This window comes from Rhizobium leguminosarum bv. trifolii WSM2297 (assembly GCF_000271845.1).
Window position 1 is genome coordinate 70,863 of sequence record NZ_JH719392.1, and the last position, 19,289, is coordinate 90,151.

The 19,289-nt window shown below is 60.8% G+C and carries 17 protein-coding genes; 9 read left to right on the top strand and 8 right to left on the bottom strand.

The annotated features are described in order from the left end of the window. Nucleotides 1-24: 24 nt before the first annotated feature. The gene (locus tag RLEG4DRAFT_RS00350; protein ID WP_037093102.1) at nucleotides 25-762 is read left to right on the top strand and encodes a phosphatase PAP2 family protein; all 738 of its coding nucleotides are present in this window, start codon (nucleotides 25-27) and stop codon (nucleotides 760-762) included. Nucleotides 763-844: 82 nt separating this feature from the next. Here RLEG4DRAFT_RS00350 and RLEG4DRAFT_RS00355 read toward each other — a convergent pair whose 3' ends face one another. The 7 genes from RLEG4DRAFT_RS00355 to RLEG4DRAFT_RS00385 all read right to left on the bottom strand — a co-directional run bounded on the left by RLEG4DRAFT_RS00355 (nucleotide 845) and on the right by RLEG4DRAFT_RS00385 (nucleotide 7,344). Next, nucleotides 845-1,183 carry a helix-turn-helix domain-containing protein gene (locus RLEG4DRAFT_RS00355; RefSeq protein ID WP_003574444.1) on the bottom strand — a complete coding sequence of 113 codons (339 nt, stop codon included), beginning with the start codon at nucleotides 1,181-1,183 and terminating at the stop codon, nucleotides 845-847. Then, nucleotides 1,180-1,563, bottom strand: a complete 384-nt coding sequence (locus RLEG4DRAFT_RS00360) for a type II toxin-antitoxin system RelE/ParE family toxin (RefSeq protein WP_003574446.1) — start codon at nucleotides 1,561-1,563, stop codon at nucleotides 1,180-1,182. The genes RLEG4DRAFT_RS00355 and RLEG4DRAFT_RS00360 overlap by 4 nt, the downstream gene beginning before the upstream one ends. A gap of 275 nt (nucleotides 1,564-1,838) precedes the next feature. Then, entirely contained in the window at nucleotides 1,839-4,400 is a 2,562-nt protein-coding gene (locus RLEG4DRAFT_RS00365) for a GcvT family protein (protein WP_003574447.1), read from the bottom strand. A gap of 347 nt (nucleotides 4,401-4,747) precedes the next feature. Continuing rightward, nucleotides 4,748-6,268, bottom strand: a complete 1,521-nt coding sequence (locus tag RLEG4DRAFT_RS00370; RefSeq protein ID WP_003574449.1) for a cyclic nucleotide-binding domain-containing protein — start codon at nucleotides 6,266-6,268, stop codon at nucleotides 4,748-4,750. A gap of 245 nt (nucleotides 6,269-6,513) precedes the next feature. Further along, nucleotides 6,514-6,753: a hypothetical protein gene (locus RLEG4DRAFT_RS00375; RefSeq protein ID WP_003574451.1), complete on the bottom strand. Its 240-nt coding sequence runs from the start codon at nucleotides 6,751-6,753 to the stop codon at nucleotides 6,514-6,516. Nucleotides 6,754-6,762: 9 nt separating this feature from the next. Continuing rightward, nucleotides 6,763-7,023: a hypothetical protein gene (locus tag RLEG4DRAFT_RS00380; RefSeq protein WP_003574453.1), complete on the bottom strand. Its 261-nt coding sequence runs from the start codon at nucleotides 7,021-7,023 to the stop codon at nucleotides 6,763-6,765. Then, a complete protein-coding gene (locus RLEG4DRAFT_RS00385; RefSeq protein WP_003574454.1) occupies nucleotides 7,024-7,344 on the bottom strand; it encodes a helix-turn-helix domain-containing protein in 321 nt (106 codons plus the stop codon). Between the two features lie 233 nt (nucleotides 7,345-7,577). Here RLEG4DRAFT_RS00385 and RLEG4DRAFT_RS00390 point away from each other — a divergent pair, with 233 nt between their 5' ends. Continuing rightward, nucleotides 7,578-8,639, top strand: coding sequence for a class I SAM-dependent methyltransferase (locus RLEG4DRAFT_RS00390; protein WP_003574456.1), 1,062 nt, complete (start codon nucleotides 7,578-7,580; stop codon nucleotides 8,637-8,639). Between the two features lie 36 nt (nucleotides 8,640-8,675). On the opposite strand, the gene RLEG4DRAFT_RS00395 is transcribed toward RLEG4DRAFT_RS00390, so the two are convergent. Beyond that, entirely contained in the window at nucleotides 8,676-9,518 is an 843-nt protein-coding gene (locus RLEG4DRAFT_RS00395; RefSeq protein ID WP_037093105.1) for an AraC family transcriptional regulator, read from the bottom strand. A gap of 245 nt (nucleotides 9,519-9,763) precedes the next feature. Between RLEG4DRAFT_RS00395 and RLEG4DRAFT_RS00400 the strand changes: the two genes are divergently transcribed. The 7 genes from RLEG4DRAFT_RS00400 (at nucleotide 9,764) to RLEG4DRAFT_RS00430 (ending at nucleotide 19,267) form a co-directional block, all read left to right on the top strand. After that, nucleotides 9,764-11,230: an alpha-glucosidase/alpha-galactosidase gene (locus tag RLEG4DRAFT_RS00400; protein WP_037093108.1), complete on the top strand. Its 1,467-nt coding sequence runs from the start codon at nucleotides 9,764-9,766 to the stop codon at nucleotides 11,228-11,230. Nucleotides 11,231-11,355: 125 nt separating this feature from the next. Then, entirely contained in the window at nucleotides 11,356-13,443 is a 2,088-nt protein-coding gene (locus RLEG4DRAFT_RS00405) for an ABC transporter substrate-binding protein (protein WP_003574461.1), read from the top strand. Between the two features lie 161 nt (nucleotides 13,444-13,604). Next, nucleotides 13,605-14,612 (top strand): ABC transporter permease, encoded by a 1,008-nt coding sequence (locus RLEG4DRAFT_RS00410; protein WP_003574463.1) that lies wholly within the window; start codon nucleotides 13,605-13,607, stop codon nucleotides 14,610-14,612. A gap of 1 nt (nucleotide 14,613) precedes the next feature. Beyond that, the gene (locus RLEG4DRAFT_RS00415; protein WP_003574464.1) at nucleotides 14,614-15,750 is read left to right on the top strand and encodes an ABC transporter permease; all 1,137 of its coding nucleotides are present in this window, start codon (nucleotides 14,614-14,616) and stop codon (nucleotides 15,748-15,750) included. A 10-nt stretch (nucleotides 15,751-15,760) separates the two neighbouring features. Further along, a complete protein-coding gene (locus tag RLEG4DRAFT_RS00420) occupies nucleotides 15,761-17,428 on the top strand; it encodes an ABC transporter ATP-binding protein (protein ID WP_003574466.1) in 1,668 nt (555 codons plus the stop codon). Nucleotides 17,429-17,450: 22 nt separating this feature from the next. Next, nucleotides 17,451-18,821 carry an alpha-glucosidase/alpha-galactosidase gene (locus RLEG4DRAFT_RS00425; protein WP_003574468.1) on the top strand — a complete coding sequence of 457 codons (1,371 nt, stop codon included), beginning with the start codon at nucleotides 17,451-17,453 and terminating at the stop codon, nucleotides 18,819-18,821. A gap of 155 nt (nucleotides 18,822-18,976) precedes the next feature. After that, complete coding sequence (locus RLEG4DRAFT_RS00430) at nucleotides 18,977-19,267, top strand: hypothetical protein (RefSeq protein WP_003574469.1); 291 nt, start codon at nucleotides 18,977-18,979, stop codon at nucleotides 19,265-19,267. Nucleotides 19,268-19,289 lie beyond the last annotated feature (22 nt).

Sequence of the window (19,289 nt, forward strand, 5' to 3'; positions counted from 1 at the left end):
CATGAAGGGAGTGCGACGGCCGGCATGAGTGACGTTCAACGACGCGGGGTTTGGGCGAGGCTCAACGCCTATGAGCCGCTGGCACTGATCATTGTGGCGTCGATCGCCGGCGGGCTCTTCCTGCTGCAGCGGCTGACGAGCGAGGTGCTCGAGGGTGAGACTCTCCGCTTCGATGAAGCGATCCTGCTGGCGCTGCGACATCAGGGCGATCTCAGCGCGCCGATCGGTCCCGCCTGGCTGACGCATGCCGTCGGCGACATCACCAGCCTCGGCGGCATCACCGTTCTCTCGCTGATGACCGTCCTCGTCACCGTCTATCTCTTGCTCGACCGGCGCTGGCCGATCGCCATCTTCGTTTTTTCTTCGGTGCTATCAGGCTGGCTGGCGAGCACGGTGCTGAAGATCCTCGTCGCCCGGCCGCGTCCCGATATCGTGCCGCATCTCGTCGAGGTCAGCGATCTCAGTTTTCCCTCCGGACACGCCATGGTCTCGGCGGTGACCTATCTGACGCTCGGGGCACTGCTGGCGCGGACGCAGCGATACCCCTCGACGCGGATTTTCGTCATGGGCGCCGGCGTCTTCTTGGCCGTCATCATCGGCTTGAGCCGGATCTACCTCGGCGTCCATTACCCGACTGACGTCTTCGCCGGATGGTGCGCCGGTGCGCTCTGGGCGCTCGGCTGCTGGCTGATCTCGAAACGGTTCGTTTCAAGCCGTCCCATTGACGATGGCGTCGAAGCCGGAAATGGCAACAGGCGGTAGCGCTTTCACATTCTACAAGCGGGCGGGCGAGCTCGACGCCGCCTGCCAACGAATAATCAGTATGTCGGGCGGGCCGATCTCGTTAAGCCATGCCGGCATTGAAGGTTATGTTGCCGGTTTCTCCGGCCTTGGCATGAGGCCTTACGACAATTTCAACGTCCTGGTTGAAAGCTGTTAGGAAACTCATGAGGCGTTCAACGGAGTATTCCCGGAAATGGCCCCGGAAGAGGCGGGACACTTCCGGCTGAGTAATACCCATAAGGGTCCCGGCCTTCGCCTGGTTGAGTTTGCGCTCGTTGACGAGGCGGTGCAGGGCTGCCACAATCTGCGCTTTCAAGAAGTGGTTTTCGGCGTCCGGTAGTCCCAGCTCTTCAAAGATGTTGGGGTGGCCGGCATGAACCTCGACATGTTCGGTTTTCATCGCTTGCGCTCCTCATTTTGTTTCGCTGCATAATCGGCTTCCGCATCACGGAAACGGCGTTTGATCAGCTCGATATCGCTCTGGGGTGTTTTGATGCCGCTCTTGGACTTCTTTTTGAAGCAGTGCAGCACGTAGACGGCCGTATCAAAACGGGCGGTGTAAACGGCGCGGTAGGTATCGCTGTCGTGGTCTTCGACCAGCTCTACTATACCCGTGCCGAGACCCTTGAGCATCTTTGCCGATGGAGGGTGTTGCCCCGTCTGCGCCAGAAACAGCTCAAAGCCAAAAGCTTCCTGAACTTTGGGCGGAAAATCCGCATAGTCTTTGCGGCTCGACGCTATCCAAAGGAGCGCTCTGGTAGGGCGGGGTAAGTTTTCCATCTGGGGAAATTATGAGTAAAGACTCATAATTTGTCAAGCCGGCATTTCACGGCAGGAATTAAGTGTGGGACCTTCCTGGCCTTTCGATACGGCCTTCATCTGAGGAACTCCGAAATTTCCTCGTTTCGGTCAAGAGGCTTAATGTTTTTCGTGCCCCATCCTTGCGACGCCACAAGGGCTTAAGTGCTTACAGCGCCGCGCTTTTTTGACGCGCGGCGCTGTACTACTTCAATCCTCGCATCGTGCTTTCCGAAAATCGATTCCGGGCCGATGCGTTAGGTGCGCGGCTTCAGATTTTCCGGGTCATAGATCGGCTTGTAGCCGACGCCGACAACCTCCACCGGATAAGTCTCGGCAAAATACTCGACATTCAGCTTGCGTCCGACCTGGCAATGCGACCAGGGCAAGTAAGCCAAAGCGATGTTCTTTCCGACAGTCGGGCCGTAGGCGATCGACGTGGTGTAGGACCGACGGCCGAGCTCGTCGACTAGGACCTCGCCCGTGGCGGGATCGACGACCGGCAGGTTGCCGAGGGGATAACGCTTCACACCCGATTTGTCGGTATTGTCGGTCATCACAAGCGTGCAGAGCATGGCCGGCTGGTGCTCACGGGCCTTATATTCCAGATGCTTTGCCTTGCCGCGGAAATCGGCTTCCTTGACCTTCGGACGGGCGAGATCGGCTTCGATCAGATTATACTGGGTCAGGAGGTCGGCGTTCTGCAGGCGAAGGCTCTTTTCCATGCGGCGCGAGTTTGCGTAGGTTTCGACGCCGAAGGCCATCACACCGGTCGCGCGCAGCGCATCCCAGACGGCGAGGCCGTCTTCGTATTTCATGTGCAGTTCCCAGCCCTGCTCGCCGACATAGGAGATGCGGAAGGCGGTGACGGGCTTGCCGGCGATTTCGATCGGCTTGATCGCCGCAAAGGCGAAGTTTTCCTGATCGAGTCCGGCCGGATCCGCTACGGCCTTCTTCAGCGTGTCGCGCGCGTTTGGACCCCAGATGCCGATGGTCACGAATTTTTCCGAGACGTCGGTGATGGTCACGTCAAGGCCGCGGTCTTCGGCGACGCGCTTCATATAGTGCAGGTCGCGCGGGCCGGCATCGGCGCCGTTGACGAGACGGCAGCGGTCGGCCATGCGGAAGACGGTGAAGTCGGCGCGCACCATGCCTTCGTCGTCGAGGAAGTGAGTGTAAACGCCCTTGCCGATGTTTGCATCGCCGCCGACCTTGGCGGCGCACAGCCATTCCATCAGCTCGACATGGTCAGGTCCCTCGATATCGACCATGTGGAAGTGGCTGAGATTGACGATGCCGCAATCCTCGCTCATCGCCAGATGCTCGGCATTCGACACGCGCCAGAAATGGCGGCTGTCCCATTCGTTCTCGCGAACCGGGACGCGGTCGGCGTACTTCTCCAGAAGGTGTTCGTTGGCGGCGTAGCCGTGCGCACGCTCCCAGCCGCCAAGTTCCATGAAGTAGCCGCCGAGTTCCTTTTCGCGCTCGTAGAACGGCGAGCGCTTGGCGTTGCGGCTGGATGCATAGGGTTCGCGGGTGTGAACGGCCGGGAAATAGATCTTCTGGGCGGCTTCGAAGCAGCGGTTTTCGATGAACTCTTCGGTCAGCTGATGCGGATAGAAGCGGGCGTAGTCGATGCTGTTGTGATCGATTTCAGTCCGGCCATCGGTCATCCAGTCGGCGATCAGCTTGCCGTAGCCCGGGCCGTCCTTGACCCAGATGGCAACGCAATACCAGAGGCCGCGAACCTTCTGGCTCTCGCCGCAGGATGCGCCGCCGCCGGCGGAAACCTGCAGCAGGCCGTTGAAGGAGTGACCTTCATTATAGCCGAGTTCGCCGAGGATCGGCGTCAGTTCCATGGCGCGCTCGAGCGGCTCGATGATCTGTTCCATCTCGAGGTCGCGCTGCGAGGGCGAAAGCCGGGCTTCGTGTTTTTCGAGAATATCGCGCGGATGGCACATGCGCGGATTGGTGGCTTCGTAATAGCCCCACTCGATCTGGCCGCCCTCGGTCGTCGCCGGGTCACCGGTATCACGCATATAGGCGGAGTTGCCCTGGTCGCGCAGCAGCGGGAAGCCGATCTCCTTGCCGGTGCCTTCAAACTCGTTATAGGGACCGAAGAAGGTGAGGGGGTGGTCGACCGGCATGACCGGCAGGTCTTCGCCGACCATCTCCGCGATCAGGCGACCCCAGAGGCCGGCACAGACGATGACGTGGTCGGCCATGATCGTACCGCGATGGGTGACGACGCCCTTGATGCGGCCGCCTTCGACGATCAGCGACTTGGCCGGCGTGTTGCCGAACACCTTGAGCTTGCCGGCCTTTTCGGCGGCATCGACCAGCTTGCCGGCGACGGTTTGTGAGCGCGGAATGACGAGGCCGGCGTCGGGATCGTAAAGGCCGCCCATGACCTGATCTTCCTCGATCAGCGGGAACTTCTCCTTGATCTCGGAAGGGCTGACGTAATGGGCGCGCGTGCCGAAAGCGCGTGCCGAGGAAAGCTTGCGCTTGATTTCCTCCATCCAGGCATGGTCGCCGGTGCGCGCCACTTCGAGGCCGCCGATGCGGGCGTAATGGCCCATTTTCTCGTAGAAATCGATCGAATATTGCGTCGTCCAGACGGAGAGATAGTCGTGGCTCGTGGTGTAACAGAAGTCCGAGGCGTGGGCTGTCGACCCGATATCGGTCGGTATGCCCGACTTGTCGATGCCGACGATATCGTCCCATCCGCGCTCGGCGAGATGATGCGCGATGGAGGCGCCGACGATACCGCCGAGGCCGATGATGACGACCTTTGCCTTTTCCGGAAATGTTGCCACGTGTTATTCCTCTATTGATCGGACGAATTAGAATTGGCCAGCCGCGCTCGACTTGCGCTTCGCGGCTGGAACGCTCCGTGCGGAAGGCGCAAGAGCCGTGTCAGCCTCGTAACGGTGTCACATTTACCAAAGCTGCGGAACCTCCAGACCTCTTCGCAACAAAGCTGCGATGCCGCTATTATGTCTCAGGCTCGTCATCGTCATTGGTCCTACGCCGTCGAGTACCGGTGTGATTGCGTCAGCCCGATCGAGGCTAGAGGAATTCCTGAAAAATGCGAAACAGGAAGAGCTGAACCGATTCATGGGGCAGCCAAATCCCGTCCAGGGCGACATGAATAACGAGGCCGCTATTGCGGCACCTGGAACAGATGGCGGATCCGTGTCACCAGCGAGGTCATCGAGCCGCCGTTTAGAGTGACGCCGTCGGTCGCGAAGGAATGCTGGCTGGTCTCGATGCGGCGCGACAGTGTTGCCGCCAGCTCCTCTGCAATCCCCGGCCTGTCGTGCAACAGCGGCGTCAGGCTGGCCTGGGCAATCTCATAGACGACGACAAAGGTGAGCGCGCGCAGGCTCGCCGCCTCGCCGATGCCGATCAGCAGCCCGCTTTCGCCGAAATAGTCTCCCGGCGCCAGCCGGCCAAGTTCGATTTCCTTGTGGCCTTCCTGCCGGGTCGCGATAAGCGCGCCGCTGCGCACGATCATCAGCGATGCGACCGTGTCGCCTTGTTCGAGGAGAACAGTGTCCTTCTTGTAGGTCCGCCGCGACATGGAGGCCGCGAGCGTTTCCTTTTCGTCCTCGGTCAGCGAGGCAAACAGGGGCACGGCATCGAGAAGCTTGAGCGGCGTCGGCCGGTGCGGCTTCACCACGTCTTCCGACAGCATCTGATCGGGCGGCGGGCCGGCGGCATCGATCGGCCGCGCGAGAGTGAGGCCTGCGGCCTTGATATGGCGGTAGATGAGATCGAATATCTCATTCTTCGCCGGTCCGGCATGGCCGATATCCCTGACGCGGAAGAATAGCTCCACGTCCATCGCGTCGGCATTCAACGATTTGATCTGCACGCCGGGCTTCGGTTCGGTCAGGATCGAGCCGCTGCTCAGAAGCACCGTCTGCATGACGTCGAGGATCGCCGTCGGCCCGATCGTCGGCACGACACGGACCGTCAGGGTCACGCCATGGCTGCGGTCGGGGCTGCTGAGGTTGGTCAGCCCAACCTTGGCAAGGAAGCTGTTGGGCAGGACGACGAGGTCGTTCGAACCGTTCAGCAGATGGGTGGAGCGCCAGTTGGTCTCGACGACGCGTCCTTCGACACCGTCGTTGAGGACAATCCAGTCGCCGATGATGTAGGGCCGCCCGAGATTGAGGGCGATGCCGGAAAACACGTCGCTGAGCGTGCTCTGCAGCGCAAGGCCAAGGATGATGGCAAAGACACCCGAGGTGGCGATCAGCGTGCCGACGGGAAAGCTGAAGACATAGGCGACCACCGAGAGTATCGCGCCGAGATAGATCAGGCCAATGACCAGATCCTGAACGAGCCGGCCCTCCCGCGGTTGGCGCTCGAAGATCAGGAAGACGCGCACGAAGCCGATCAGCGCCCAGGCGGCGTTGATCCACCAGACCACTTTGGCAAGGGCGATGAAGACGCGTTCGAATGTCGAATCCGGCGTCGGGCCGACCTCGTAGGGCACGATGTCGTGATAGAGCAACAGAATGGTAAGCGCTGCGAAGAAGAATACCTGGCCCGCGAGCTTCCAGCTTGGGAAGGGGCGAAGCGCTATTCGCGTGATGATCGCGCCGACGACGGCCAGCGTTCCGGCCTGTACGACAGGATCGGCAAGCACCCCGGACCATGTCAGCCTATCAAGCATCGAAATCAACTCGCTCGAGCAGTTTCAGGAAAATGCGAAGCGGTTTCCCGGGAATTGCGTAAAAATAAGATGTTAGAGGAGTTCTGCGATTCCATGAAGAGCTGAACCGCTCCAGGGAAGGACGCAACTCTCGTTCAGGATCGCGCCGGCGCGTGGCGATCAATCCTGCATCGAACGGTCAGGCAACGGCTGGCTTCGTATGTGCGAGCCCTTGCACCTGGCCAGCCCCCTCGCACGCCCCGGGATCACGGCGCTGAAATCGCCTTGAGCCGGTCGATATCGACCAGCACAATGTCATCGGAAACGGGCTCGCGATTGTGCAGGCGGAACCATTCGGCGGCTTCGCGCACGCGGTCTCCGTGCGGCGACGGATAGGCGCCAAGGCCGAGAACCCATTCGCGCACGGTCTCGCGTTCCATCCGCCCGGCCCGATATCGGTCGCAGACGGTCTTCGCCGAGGCGACCAGATCATTGATGCTTTTCACAGATATCCCTCAATGCACGGAAGGCTCTTCATCTTCGAGAAAGGATCGTATCCCGTCCCGCGCCACCACGGCCAGGAATTCGTCGAAGGCATCCCGGTCGGTCGAAAACGGCTCGTCCCAGCGGATCAGATCCTCGCCTTGCGTGACGACCTCCATCGTCCAGTCCTCGTTGCTGCCGGCGGTTCGAAAGATATCGACGAGCACGGTTACGCCGTCATCGGAAAATTCCCCCGCCAGTTCGGAGTGTTCAAGCTTTTGCTTCTTTGTCATTCAGCCGCCAGCGCCGGGAGGGGCGTCGTTTTTGAGATGTTCTTCATATTGAACCGTCTCGGTTTCGTTCGTGTCGATCGAGGCATTGGCGCCTTTCGCAAGGCGAACGCCGGCACCACCGCCATTCTCTGCAATGAAAAGCACGCCCGCATCCTCCAAACTACGCTTCATATCCTGCAGGATTCGCTCAGACGGGGGAAGCGTCCCGGCCTCGAAATCGGCAATCGTCTGTTTGGCGATTTTCGACACAGAAGACAAGTCATCTTCGGACCATCCGACGAGGGCCCGCGCGGCCCGGCATTGAGCTGGAGATAGGCACAAAACAACCACCTGACATTGAAAGAAGGGGAGAGCGTTTCCGTGGTTTCCGAGAAATCAGGGCCTGCTCTTGGTCGGCCATATTAAGATGTAACCACAGGCGGAGAAGGCAAGCGCACGTCTTGCCGACGCGCAATAGGACCGTTGAGCTACCCTGATTGGGCGATGGGGACGGTTGATTGACTGAATATTATTAAAGCCTAATCTACAGGCGTTTGTCACGCTGGGAGGTAACAATGCGTGAGCCGGATATGCAGAAACTCGATGCGCTGGTCGGTCGTCTCATCGGCGATGTCGGCGCCGCCGTGTCAGGTGCCTTGGTCGTGCTTGGCGACAAGGTGGGGATCTTCAAGGCGATGGCCGACGGAACACCGCTGACCGTAGAGCAGCTGGCCGCCAAGACCGGGGTGAAGGAGCGTTATCTTAGGGAATGGTTGAGCGCTCAGGCGGCGGCAGACTATGTCGCTTACGATGAAAAAACCGATCGGTTCAGCCTGACGGCTGAGCAGGCGATGGTCTTTGCCGAGGAAAACAGCCCGGCCTTCTTCGTCGGCGCCTTCGAGGTCGTGCAATCCATGTGGATGGACGAGCCGAAGGTCGCAGATGCCTTCCGCACCGGTAAGGGTCTCGGTTGGCATGAGCACAGCAACTGCCTCTTCCGGGGAACCGAGCGGTTCTTCCGTCCGGGCTACAACAGCCATCTGGTGAACGAATGGATTCCGGCTCTCGCAGGCGTCGAAGAAAAGCTCAAATCCGGCGCCAACGTCGCCGATGTCGGTTGCGGTCACGGCGCATCGACCATCCTGATGGCGCAGGCTTATCCCGCGTCGCATTTCACCGGCTTCGATTATCACGGGCCCTCGATCGAAAGAGCAAAGGCCGCCGCAAAAGAGGCTGGCGTTTCCGACCGCGTCACTTTCGAGCAGGGCAAGGCGTCCGAATTTCCAGGGCGCAGCTATGACATGGTCGCCATGTTCGACTGCCTGCACGACATGGGCGATCCGGTCGGCGCCGGCCGGCATGTCAAGGAAACGCTCGCTCCAAACGGCACATGGCTGATCGTCGAGCCCTTTGCCCATGATCATCTGAAGGACAATCTCAATCCGGTTGGACGCGTCTATTACGGCGCCTCGACGATGATCTGCACGCCAGCATCGCTCTCCCAGGAAGTGGGGCTCGGGCTCGGCGCACAGGCGGGAGAAATGAAGCTGCGCAAGGTGGCGCTCGACGCCGGCTTCAAGCATTTCCGCCGTGCGACGGAAACTCCGTTCAACATGGTGTTCGAGGTGCGGGCCTGAGGAGGAGGGCGCGCGGCAGCAGAAACAGACCGCCGGCTATCTCAGCTTGCCGATGCTGGCATACATGCCGGTCGTGCGGAACTCCGTTGGGTTGGTGCCGTAAACCCGGCGGAAGACCTTGGAGAAATAATTAGGATCCTCGAAGCCGCACATGATGGCAACTTCCTTGACCGGCAGAAAGTCGGCCTTGGTCAAAAGCTTGACGGCGCGCTGCAAGCGCTGCTGCAGCACGAATTCGGCCGGCGGCATGCCCTCGCTCTCGGCGAAACTGCGCGAAAAATGCGCGCGGCTGAGGCCGACGATGCCGGCAAGTTCGCTGACAGGCAGCGGCTTTTCGAGATTGGCGTTGATATGGTCGATCACCGGCTGCATCAGGCTGAGCTCGGCGGCAAAGGCCGGCGAGCCGAAGACGTCGTCGTAAAGCGCCATCGCCGCTTCATAGGCAATCGCCGAGGCGGCACCCGGAGAGGTCGCCCCGGTGACGAGGCGCAGGCTGCAATCGGCGAGATGATCGATCGTCGATGACTGCAGCTTCAGCACGGGCCCGGCGGTCGACAGTACCAGCTGGTGGATGCGCAGCGTTTCCTCGCCATTCATCGAAATCCAGAAATATTCCCAGCGGTCGCCCTTCTCCAGCCAGTAGCGGTGATTGTGCGGGACGAGCACCAGCAGCGTGTCGCCGCCCTGGAGCCGATAGTTGCGATTCTGGTAGCGCAGCCGGCCGGTGCCGCTGATCGTGTGCTGCAGCACGGTGAACGGCGTCTGGCCGCGCCTTCGGCCGTCCCAGTCATAGGGCTCGTTCTCGCGCACCTCATAGCCGGAGCTGGTCGGCATGGCATGCAATCGTTGGCGGCCGCGGGGCAGCGAAACCGTCCTCATCGACTGTCCGTTGGCAATCAAATTCTGCAGCACAAAATTACCCCTGAAAGCATAATCCTTCTCTGGTCGCCCTGCCGATTTCGGGCATAATCCCGCTCGACAAACAGAGAAGAGACGACGGCCGAAAGAGCGGCCGGGAGGAAAACAGACAGTTTTTCGGCTTTTTCAGTCCCATGCGCCAGCATGCGGCCTGGTCCTCCGTGGCCGTCATTTCTGTAGCATTCGATTGGGTCGAGGTGAAGATCATGAGTTTCAAAATCGCTATTATCGGTGCGGGCAGTGTTGGATTCACCAAGAAGCTGTTTACCGACATTTTGTGTGTTCCGGAGTTTCGCGACGTCGAATTCGCGCTGACCGATCTCAGCGAACATAATCTGGAGATGATCAAGGCGATCCTCGACCGGATCGTCGAAGCGAACGGATTGCCGACCAAGGTCACGGCGACGACCGACCGGCGCCAGGCGCTGACCGGCGCCCGCTACATCATCAGCTGTGTCAGGGTCGGCGGCCTCGAAGCCTATGCCGACGATATCCGCATTCCGCTGAAATACGGCATCGATCAGTGTGTGGGCGATACGATCTGTGCCGGCGGCATCCTCTACGGCCAGCGCAACATCCCGGTCATCCTCGATTTCTGCAAGGATATCAGAGAGGTCTCCGAACCGGGTGCCAAATTCCTCAACTACGCCAACCCGATGGCGATGAACACCTGGGCGGCGATCGAATATGGCAAGGTCGACACCGTTGGTCTCTGCCACGGCGTCCAGCATGGCGCCGAACAGATCGCCGAAGTGCTCGGCGCCAAGTCGCTCGGTGAGCTCGACTATGTCTGCTCCGGCATCAACCACCAGACCTGGTTCATCGACCTGCGCCTCAACGGTCGCAAGATCGGCAAGGACGAATTGATTGCCGCTTTCGAGGCGCATCCGGTCTATTCGCAGCAGGAAAAGCTGCGCATCGACGTGCTGAAGCGTTTCGGCGTCTATTCCACCGAAAGCAACGGCCATCTTTCGGAATACCTGCCCTGGTACCGCAAGCGGCCGGAGGAAATTACCCGCTGGATCGACATGTCCGACTGGATCCACGGCGAGACTGGCGGCTATCTCCGCCATTCAACCGAAACCCGCAACTGGTTCGAGACGGAATTCCCGCAATTCCTGGAATCCGCCTCAAAGCCGATCGATCCGGCCAAGCGCTCGAACGAACATGCGAGCCATATCCTCGAGGCGCTGGAGACGAACCGGGTCTATCGCGGCCATTTCAACGTCAAGAACAATGGCGTCATCACCAACCTGCCGGCCGATGCGATCATCGAATCGCCTGGTTTCGTCGACCGCTTCGGCATCAACATGGTCTCGGGCGTCACGCTGCCGGAAGCTTGTGCCGCCACCTGCATTGCCTCGATCAACGTCCAGCGCATGTCGGTGCATGCCGCCATAACAGGCGACATCGACCTATTGAAGCTTGCCGTGCTGCACGATCCGCTTGTTGGAGCCGTATCGACGCCGGAAGAAGTCTGGCAGATGGTCGACGAGATGGTCGTTGCCCAGGCGCGTTGGCTGCCGCAATATGCCGATGCTGTGCCGGCCGCCAAGGAGCGGCTGTCGAAATCCAAGGTGCAGACCCGCGATTGGGCGGGAGCTGCGCGCCGCAACGTTCGCTCGATCGAAGAGCTGCGCGCGGAAAAGGCGGCGCTGAAGCAGGCCGTCTGATTTTCGTAAAGGAGGGGTCGTCATGGGTTTCCGGGAGGGAAATCCATGGGCCGCCGGCCCGCCTTCATGTCGTTCGAGGAAAAGGAGCCCGTGAGATCCGCGCTCCGGAACAAGAGGGAGAAACGATGATGAAATTCCGTAACCTTGGCATTCTGGCAGGACTGGCGCTCGGCGTCTCGGTCCTGGCGCTGAATGCATATGCCTCTGAGGCAACCGTGCCGCCGGTGCCGCCGGCATTCCCTGCCGAAGGCAAGATCAAATATGTGGCGCGCGACTCCATCCTGGAGTTCAAGGCGCTGCCCGAATATCACGAGCCCGATTGGGTCACGAAGAATTTCGTCGCCGCCGGCAAGCTGCCGCCGGTGAAAGACCGCCTGCCGAAGGAGCCGATGGTCTTCAAGACAGGCAATATGCCCGACGGCATCGGCGTCTACGGCGATACGATGCGCCATGTCATCGGCGGCCGGCCGGAAGGCTGGAACTATGGAGCCGGTCAGACGCAGGGCTGGGGCGGCATCGATATCGGCCTTTCCGAATGCCTGACGCGCACCGCGCCGCTGTTCCAGGTGGAAGCCAAGGACACCGAGCCGCTGCCGAACCTTGCCAAGAGCTGGGATTGGTCGGAAGACGGTCACAAGCTGACCATGCACCTGGTCGAAGGTGCCAAATGGTCGGACGGCGCTCCGTTCAATGCTGACGACATCATGTTCTACTGGGATGACGAAGTCGTCGACCCGAACGTCTCGCCGCTCGGCGGCGGTGCATCGCCTGAGGCTTTCGGTGTCGGCACGACGCTGAAGAAGATCGACGACTACACGGTGGAATGGACCTTCAAGGAGGCCTTCCCGAAGCAATATCTCTACACGATGTCCTACCCGAACTTCTGCCCGGGTCCGTCGCATATCCTCAAACCCCAGCATCCGAAATATTCGAAAAACACCTACGACCAGTTCAAGAACGCCTTTCCGCCGGAGTTCATGAACATGCCGGTGATGGGCGCCTGGGTGCCGGTGGAATATCGTTCCGACGACATCATCGTCATGCGCCGCAACCCCTACTACTGGAAGGTCGACGAGAAGGGTAACCAGCTGCCTTATCTGAACGAGCTGCATTACAAGCTCTCGACCTGGGCCGACCGCGACGTTCAGGCCGTGGCAGGCTCCGCCGATTTCTCCAACCTCGAGCAGCCGGAAAACTTCGTCGCCTCGCTGAAGCGTGCCGCCGAAAAGACCGCGCCGGCCCGGCTTGCCTTCGGCCCGCGGCTGATCGGTTATAACCTGCGCATGAACTTCTCCGCCAACGGCTGGGGCAACCCGGATGAGCGCGGCCAGGCGATCCGCGAGCTGAACCGCAATGAGGACTTCCGCAAGGCCGTCACCATGGCGCTCGATCGCAAGGCGATCGGTGACTCGCTGGTCAAGGGGCCGTTCACCGCGATCTATCCGGGCGGGCTTTCCTCCGGCACCAGCTTCTACGACCGCAACTCCACCGTCTACTATCCCTTCGATCTCAAGGGCGCCAAGGCGGAACTCGCCAAGGCAGGCCTCAAGGATACCGATGGCAACGGCATCGTGAACTTCCCGGCCGGCACGGCGGGCGGCAAGGATGTCGAAATCGTCATGCTGATCAACAATCAGTACACGACCGACAAGAGCCTTGCAGAAGGTGTCGTCGGCCAGATGGAGAAGCTCGGCCTGAAGATCGTCATCAACGCGCTCGACGGCGCCAAGCGTGACGATGCCCATTATGCCGGCCGCTTCGACTGGCTGATCCAGCGCAACACGACGGAGCTGTCGTCGGTGGTGCAGAATACCGAGCAGCTTGCCCCTGTCGGTCCGCGCACCAGCTGGCACCATCGCGCCGGCAAGGATGACCAGCTCGATCTGATGCCGTTCGAAAATGAGCTTGTCGACGTCGTCAACAAGTTCAGGACGAGCCAGGACAACGACGACCGCGTCAACCTGATGAAGCAGTATCAGAAGATCTCGACCGAGCACGTCAACACCGTCGGTCTGACGGAATATCCGGGCGCGCTGATCGTCAACAAGCGCTTCTCGAACGTGCCGCAGGGGACGCCGATCATGATGTTCAACTGGGCCGAAGATTCGGTGATCCGCGAACGCCTGTGGGTGGCTGCCGACAAGCAGGGCAAATACGAGTTGTTCCCAGAGCAGCTGCCCGGCAAACCCGGCGACAAGGGCCCGATCAACTGATGCCTGATACAGAGGCGCGTCGCATTCGATGATGCGGCGCTGGAGAGTTCCCTCCCAGCTGAAATGAGAGTCAGGCCGCGCGTGGCGCGCGGCCTGATATGACCAACAAAGCCGGCCGCGCCGACAAGGAGCGACCGGCGGCAAGGTAAGCGAACCGTCCGATGTTACGATTCCTGCTCGTGCGCATAGCCTCCGCGATCCCTGTTCTGTTCATTCTGAGCGTGGTGACTTTCGCGATCATCCAGGCCCCGCCTGGCGACTATGCCGATTATATAAGATCGCAGCTGATCAATCAGGGCGGCGCCTCCTACGCCCAGGCCGAAGCCCAGGCCCAGGCCTACCGCGTCGAACACGGCCTCGACAAGCCGATGGTCGTCCAATACGTCAACTGGATCGGCGGCATCGTCACGCGCGGCGATTTCGGATACAGCATGTTCTACAACAAGCCGGTCGCCGATGTCGTCGGTGAGCGCCTGCCGCGCACATTGCTTCTCGCGCTCGTCTGCCACATCTTCGCCTCGGTCCTCGGCATCGGTTTCGGCATCTGGGCGGCGACGCGCCAATACAGCTGGATCGACAGCGCGCTTTCGGGGATTTCCTTCCTCGGCATGACGGTGCCGCGCTTCCTGATGGCGCTGATCATCGTCTATCTCCTGGTCTTCCAGTTCAACGTTTCCGAAATCGGCAGCTTCTTCTCGCCCCAATATGGCGGTGCGCCGTGGTCCTGGGGGAAATTCGTCGATCTCGTTCACCATGTCTGGCCGGTCGTCGCGATCGCGACCTTCGGCGGGCTCGCCTACAATATGCGCGTCATGCGCGGCAATCTGCTCGATACGCTGAATGCGCAGTATGTCGAGACGGCCAAGGCCAAGGGGCTGACCGGCGCAGCGGTGGTGATGCGCCATGCGGTGCCGAACGCGCTGCATCCGCTTGTCATGTACCAGGGTGTGGTCCTGCCTTATATGCTGACCGGCGAGATCGAAACCGCGATCATCTTCGCACTGCCGACCGTCGGCCCGGCGATCGTCGGCTCGATGGCGGTCGGCGACGTCTATGTCACCGCCACTTTCATGATGGTGCTGTCGGCGACGCTGATCGTCGGCAATATCATCGCCGACATGCTGCTCGCCTTGCTCGATCCGCGCGTGCGCCAATACGGAGGAGCCTGAGATGCTTGCTTTCGACTCTTCGGCCACCCCGCCCACAACCGAACTTGCGATCAAGAAGCCTTCGCATGGCAATGAGAGCTATCTGGCGCTCGTCTGGCGCCGGTTGCGGCGCTCCTGGACCGGCATGGCCGGGCTGGTGCTCGTCGGGCTGCTGCTGATCATGGCGATCTTTGCCGATTTCTTCGCGCCGATGGATCCGAAGGCGACCGATGTCGGCTTCGCGCCGCCGCAGGTGATGAGCTTCCACGACAAGGACGGCAATTTCGTTTTCCAGCCGCGCGTCTATGCGCTGTCGGATTCCGAAGAACTCGACCCCGTCACCTTCCAGCCGATCGTCGGCATGGATTACGACAATCCGCGACTGCTCGGCTTCTTCGTCAAGGGCGCCGAATATAAGCTGCTCGGCCTCATTCCGGCCGACCGCCATTTCTTCGGTTCGACCGACGGCCAGCCGGTGCATTTCCTCGGCACCGACAAGTTCGGCCGCGACGTGCTGTCGCGCGCCATTATCGGCTCGCGGATCTCGCTGACGATCGCGCTGACCGTCGTCTTCATCGTCACCCTGATCGGCACGACGGTCGGAATGGTGTCGGGTTATTTCGGCGGCACTTTCGACGTCTGGCTGCAGCGCTTCGTCGAACTGGTGCTCGCCTTCCCGCAATTGCCGCTTTATCTGGCGCTGACCTCGCTGATCCCGGTGACGGCGCCGACCAACGTCTTCCTCGCCTTCGTCATCGTCGTGATGTCGGCGCTCGGCTGGGCGCAGATGTCGCGCGAGGTGCGCGGCAAGACCTTGGCGCTTGCCCGCATCGATTATGTCCGGGCGGCGATGGCGGTCGGCGCCACCGACAAGCGCATCATCATGCAGCATATTTTCCCGAACGTCATGAGCCACGTCATCGTTGCGGTGACGCTGCACATACCGAGTGTCGTGTTGCTGGAATCCTTCCTCGGTTTCTTGGGCTTTGCCGTCAAGCCGCCGCTGATCTCCTGGGGACTGATGCTGCAGGATACGGCGACCTATTCGGTCATCGGCTCCTATCCCTGGATTCTCTCTCCCGTCGGCTTCGTGCTCGTCACCGTCTTCGCCTTCAATGCGCTCGGCGACGGACTGCGCGACGCAGTCGATCCTTATTGAGGTGATTGATATGGCTCTCGCACTGGTCAATTCCTTCGCCCCGCCCGTCCGCCACGACCATGATGGCCGCTCGGACACGCCGATCATCGACGCCCGCAATGTGGCGGTGAACTTCAAGGTCGAGGACGGCATGGTCGAAGCCGTCAAGGACGTCTCCTTCCAGCTCTATCGCGGCGAGACGATCGCGATCGTCGGCGAATCCGGCTCCGGCAAATCGGTGACGGCGCGAACGGTGATGGGGTTGCTTTCGAAGCGCGCCGTCGTCGCCGCGAACTCGACGGTCGCCTATGACGGCGATAATATCCTCAAATTCTCCGAGCGGGCGCGGCGCAAGCTGCGCGGCGACCGCATCTCGATGATCTTCCAGGAGCCCATGAGCTCGCTGAACCCGATCTATACGATCGGCAGCCAGATCGTCGAAGCGATCCGCGTCCATCGCCGGATGAGCCGGAGGGATGCGCAAAAGCGCGCACTCGAACTGCTCGAACATGTGCAGATCCCGGATCCCGCCGCACGGCTGATGCAATATCCGCATCAGCTGTCCGGTGGCCAGCGCCAGCGCGTGATGATCGCCATGGCGCTCGCCAATGATCCCGACGTCCTGATCGCCGACGAGCCGACGACGGCACTCGACGTCACCGTGCAGGCGCAGATCCTCAATCTGATCCGCAACCTGCAGAAAGAGCTGGGGATGGCCGTCATCCTCATCACCCACGATCTGACCGTGGTGCGGCAGTTCTCCGACTACGTCTATGTGATGCAGCATGGCGAAGTGCGCGAGCACAATGTCACCGAAGCGCTGTTTGCCAATCCGCAGCACGCCTATACCAGGCATCTGCTTGCCTCCGAGCCGCGTGGCCAGGCCAATCCGCTGCCGGAGGGGTCGGATGTCATCCTCGATGCCAAGGGCGTGCGCGTCGGCTTCATGATGCGCCACGGCACTTTTCTTAAGCCGGAGATGCGCGAGCTTGTAGCCGTCGACAGCCTGAGCCTCACGCTGCGTCGTCACGAAACGCTCGGCCTCGTCGGCGAATCCGGCTCTGGCAAGACCACCTTCGGCCAGGCGATCCTGCGGCTGAATACACCGCAGGCAGGCGAGATCCATTTCGACCGTCAGCCGATCCACGGGCTTTCCAGGGGCGAGATGCGGCCGTTTCGCGCCCGCATGCAGGTGGTGTTCCAGGACCCGTTCTCATCGCTCAATCCACGCATGACGATCGGCCAGATCATCGAGGAAGGGCTCGTCGTCAACAGTCTGGGCGCCAACCGGAGCGAACGGCAGGACCGGGTGCGGGAGGCATTGATTGCCGCCGGCATGCCCGGCAATATCCTGTCGCGTTTCCCGCATGAATTTTCCGGCGGCCAGCGCCAGCGCATCGCCATTGCCCGCGCCATCGCGCTGGAGCCGGAATTCATCCTGCTCGACGAGCCGACGTCCGCACTCGACCTTTCCGTCCAGGCGCAGATCATCGAACTGTTGCGCAAGCTGCAGGACGAGCGGGGTCTCAGCTACCTCTTCATTTCCCACGATCTCAAGGTCGTGCGAGCCCTCTGCCATCGCGTCATCGTCATGCAGCATGGCAAGATCGTCGAAGAAGGGCCCGTCAACGAAGTTCTCACCCATCCCAAGACCGCCTACACCGAACGGCTCGTCAAGGCCGCTTTCGAGGTAGCATGATTATCGAATGCCGGAGGCTATAATGGCAGCAAATCCCAAAATCACATTCATCGGAGCAGGCTCCACCGTCTTCATGAAGAACATCATCGGCGACGTGTTGCAGCGTCCCGCTTTATCCGGTGCGACGATCGCGCTGATGGATCTCAATCCGCAGCGGCTGGAAGAAAGTGCAATCGTCGTCAACAAGCTGATCTCGACGCTCGGGGTCAAGGCCAAGGCCGAGACCTATTCCGACCAGCGTAAGGCGCTGTCAGGCGCCGATTTCGTCGTCGTCGCCTTCCAGATCGGCGGCTATGAGCCCTGCACGGTCACCGATTTCGAGGTGCCGAAGAAGTATGGTCTGCGCCAGACGATCGCCGATACGCTCGGCGTCGGCGGCATCATGCGCGGGCTTCGCACCGTGCCGCATCTCTGGAAGGTCTGCGAGGACATGCTCGCCGTCTGCCCCGAGGCGATCATGCTGCAATATGTCAACCCGATGGCGATCAACACCTGGGCGATATCGGAAAAATACCCAACGATCCGCCAGGTTGGCCTTTGCCATTCGGTGCAGGGCACGGCGATGGAGCTCGCCCATGACCTCGACATCCCCTACGAGGAAATCCGCTACCGCGCAGCCGGCATCAACCACATGGCCTTCTATCTCAAATTCGAGCATCGCCAGGCCGACGGCTCCTACCGCAACCTCTATCCCGATCTCCTGCGCGCCTATCGCGAGGGCAGGGCGCCGAAGCCCGGCTGGAACCCGCGCTGCCCGAACAAGGTGCGCTACGAGATGCTGACGCGGCTGGGATATTTCGTCACCGAAAGCTCGGAGCATTTCGCCGAATATACGCCCTATTTCATCAAGGAAGGCCGTGACGACCTGATCGAGAAATTCGGCATTCCGCTCGATGAATATCCGAAGCGCTGCATCGAGCAGATCGAACGCTGGAAGGGCCAGGCCGAGGCCTATCGCTCGGCCGACAAGATCGAGGTCAAGCCGTCGAAGGAATATGCCTCCTCAATCATCAATTCGGTCTGGACCGGCGAACCTTCTGTCATCTACGGCAATGTCCGCAACAACGGCTGCATCACCTCGCTGCCCGAAAATTGCGCCGCCGAAGTGCCTTGCCTGGTCGACGCCTCCGGCATCCAGCCGACCTTCATCGGCGACCTGCCGCCGCAGCTGACTGCGCTGATCCGCACCAACATCAACGTCCAGGAACTGACGGTGCAGGCGCTGATGACCGAAAATCGCGAACACATCTACCACGCCGCGATGATGGACCCGCACACGGCGGCCGAACTCGACCTCGACCAGATCTGGTCGCTGGTCGACGACCTGCTCGCCACCCACGGCAACTGGCTGCCCGAATGGGCGCGCACATCCAGTAAAGTCAAGGCTGCCTGACCTACTCTCCCTGGTCAGGCGTCAAAGAGCCCCGCGGTCGCAACAACCGCGGGGCTTTTTCTTTGAGATGTAAGTCGGCGTCAATTACAGGACCTTAAATCCCGGACCCGTCGAGCTGCCGCTCGTCCTCGCCCTCCCAAGGCAAAGGTACCGACATGATCAACTGGTTCAAGGCGACCAATCCAATCGTTTTCGAATTTTATCGCCAGACCATGGAGCTGTTTGCAACTGGTGGTGAGTTACCGGTCACGGCGGTCAGATCCTCATTTCCCCATCGTCCTATTGACGGGATTGCGCTGGCTGATCACGGCGACTGGCTGTCGGAAGGGTCCGCATCAGCCGTAAACCCTGGCCTCCTCTCCCGGCCGGTCGGCATCCACCAGCAAAAGGTGGCCCGATGCTTCGAGCAGGAGGCCAACCCCAATGCACCGCCGGCAATCTCATAAAAAAATAGTCGATCTCACGGGC

Excerpts from the sequence above, each read along its gene's own strand:
- RLEG4DRAFT_RS00355 (WP_003574444.1), bottom strand. The coding sequence starts at position 1,183 with ATGAAAACCGAACATGTCGAGGTTCATGCCGGCCACCCCAACATCTTT.
- RLEG4DRAFT_RS00360 (WP_003574446.1), bottom strand. The coding sequence starts at position 1,563 with ATGGAAAACTTACCCCGCCCTACCAGAGCGCTCCTTTGGATAGCGTCG.
- RLEG4DRAFT_RS00430 (WP_003574469.1), top strand. The coding sequence starts at position 18,977 with ATGATCAACTGGTTCAAGGCGACCAATCCAATCGTTTTCGAATTTTAT.
- RLEG4DRAFT_RS00420 (WP_003574466.1), top strand. The coding sequence starts at position 15,761 with ATGGCTCTCGCACTGGTCAATTCCTTCGCCCCGCCCGTCCGCCACGAC.
- RLEG4DRAFT_RS00370 (WP_003574449.1), bottom strand. The coding sequence starts at position 6,268 with ATGCTTGATAGGCTGACATGGTCCGGGGTGCTTGCCGATCCTGTCGTA.
- RLEG4DRAFT_RS00380 (WP_003574453.1), bottom strand. The coding sequence starts at position 7,023 with ATGACAAAGAAGCAAAAGCTTGAACACTCCGAACTGGCGGGGGAATTT.
- RLEG4DRAFT_RS00350 (WP_037093102.1), top strand. The coding sequence starts at position 25 with ATGAGTGACGTTCAACGACGCGGGGTTTGGGCGAGGCTCAACGCCTAT.
- RLEG4DRAFT_RS00395 (WP_037093105.1), bottom strand. The coding sequence starts at position 9,518 with ATGAGGACGGTTTCGCTGCCCCGCGGCCGCCAACGATTGCATGCCATG.
- RLEG4DRAFT_RS00400 (WP_037093108.1), top strand. The coding sequence starts at position 9,764 with ATGAGTTTCAAAATCGCTATTATCGGTGCGGGCAGTGTTGGATTCACC.
- RLEG4DRAFT_RS00415 (WP_003574464.1), top strand. The coding sequence starts at position 14,614 with ATGCTTGCTTTCGACTCTTCGGCCACCCCGCCCACAACCGAACTTGCG.
- RLEG4DRAFT_RS00425 (WP_003574468.1), top strand. The coding sequence starts at position 17,451 with ATGGCAGCAAATCCCAAAATCACATTCATCGGAGCAGGCTCCACCGTC.
- RLEG4DRAFT_RS00405 (WP_003574461.1), top strand. The coding sequence starts at position 11,356 with ATGATGAAATTCCGTAACCTTGGCATTCTGGCAGGACTGGCGCTCGGC.
- RLEG4DRAFT_RS00390 (WP_003574456.1), top strand. The coding sequence starts at position 7,578 with ATGCGTGAGCCGGATATGCAGAAACTCGATGCGCTGGTCGGTCGTCTC.
- RLEG4DRAFT_RS00410 (WP_003574463.1), top strand. The coding sequence starts at position 13,605 with ATGTTACGATTCCTGCTCGTGCGCATAGCCTCCGCGATCCCTGTTCTG.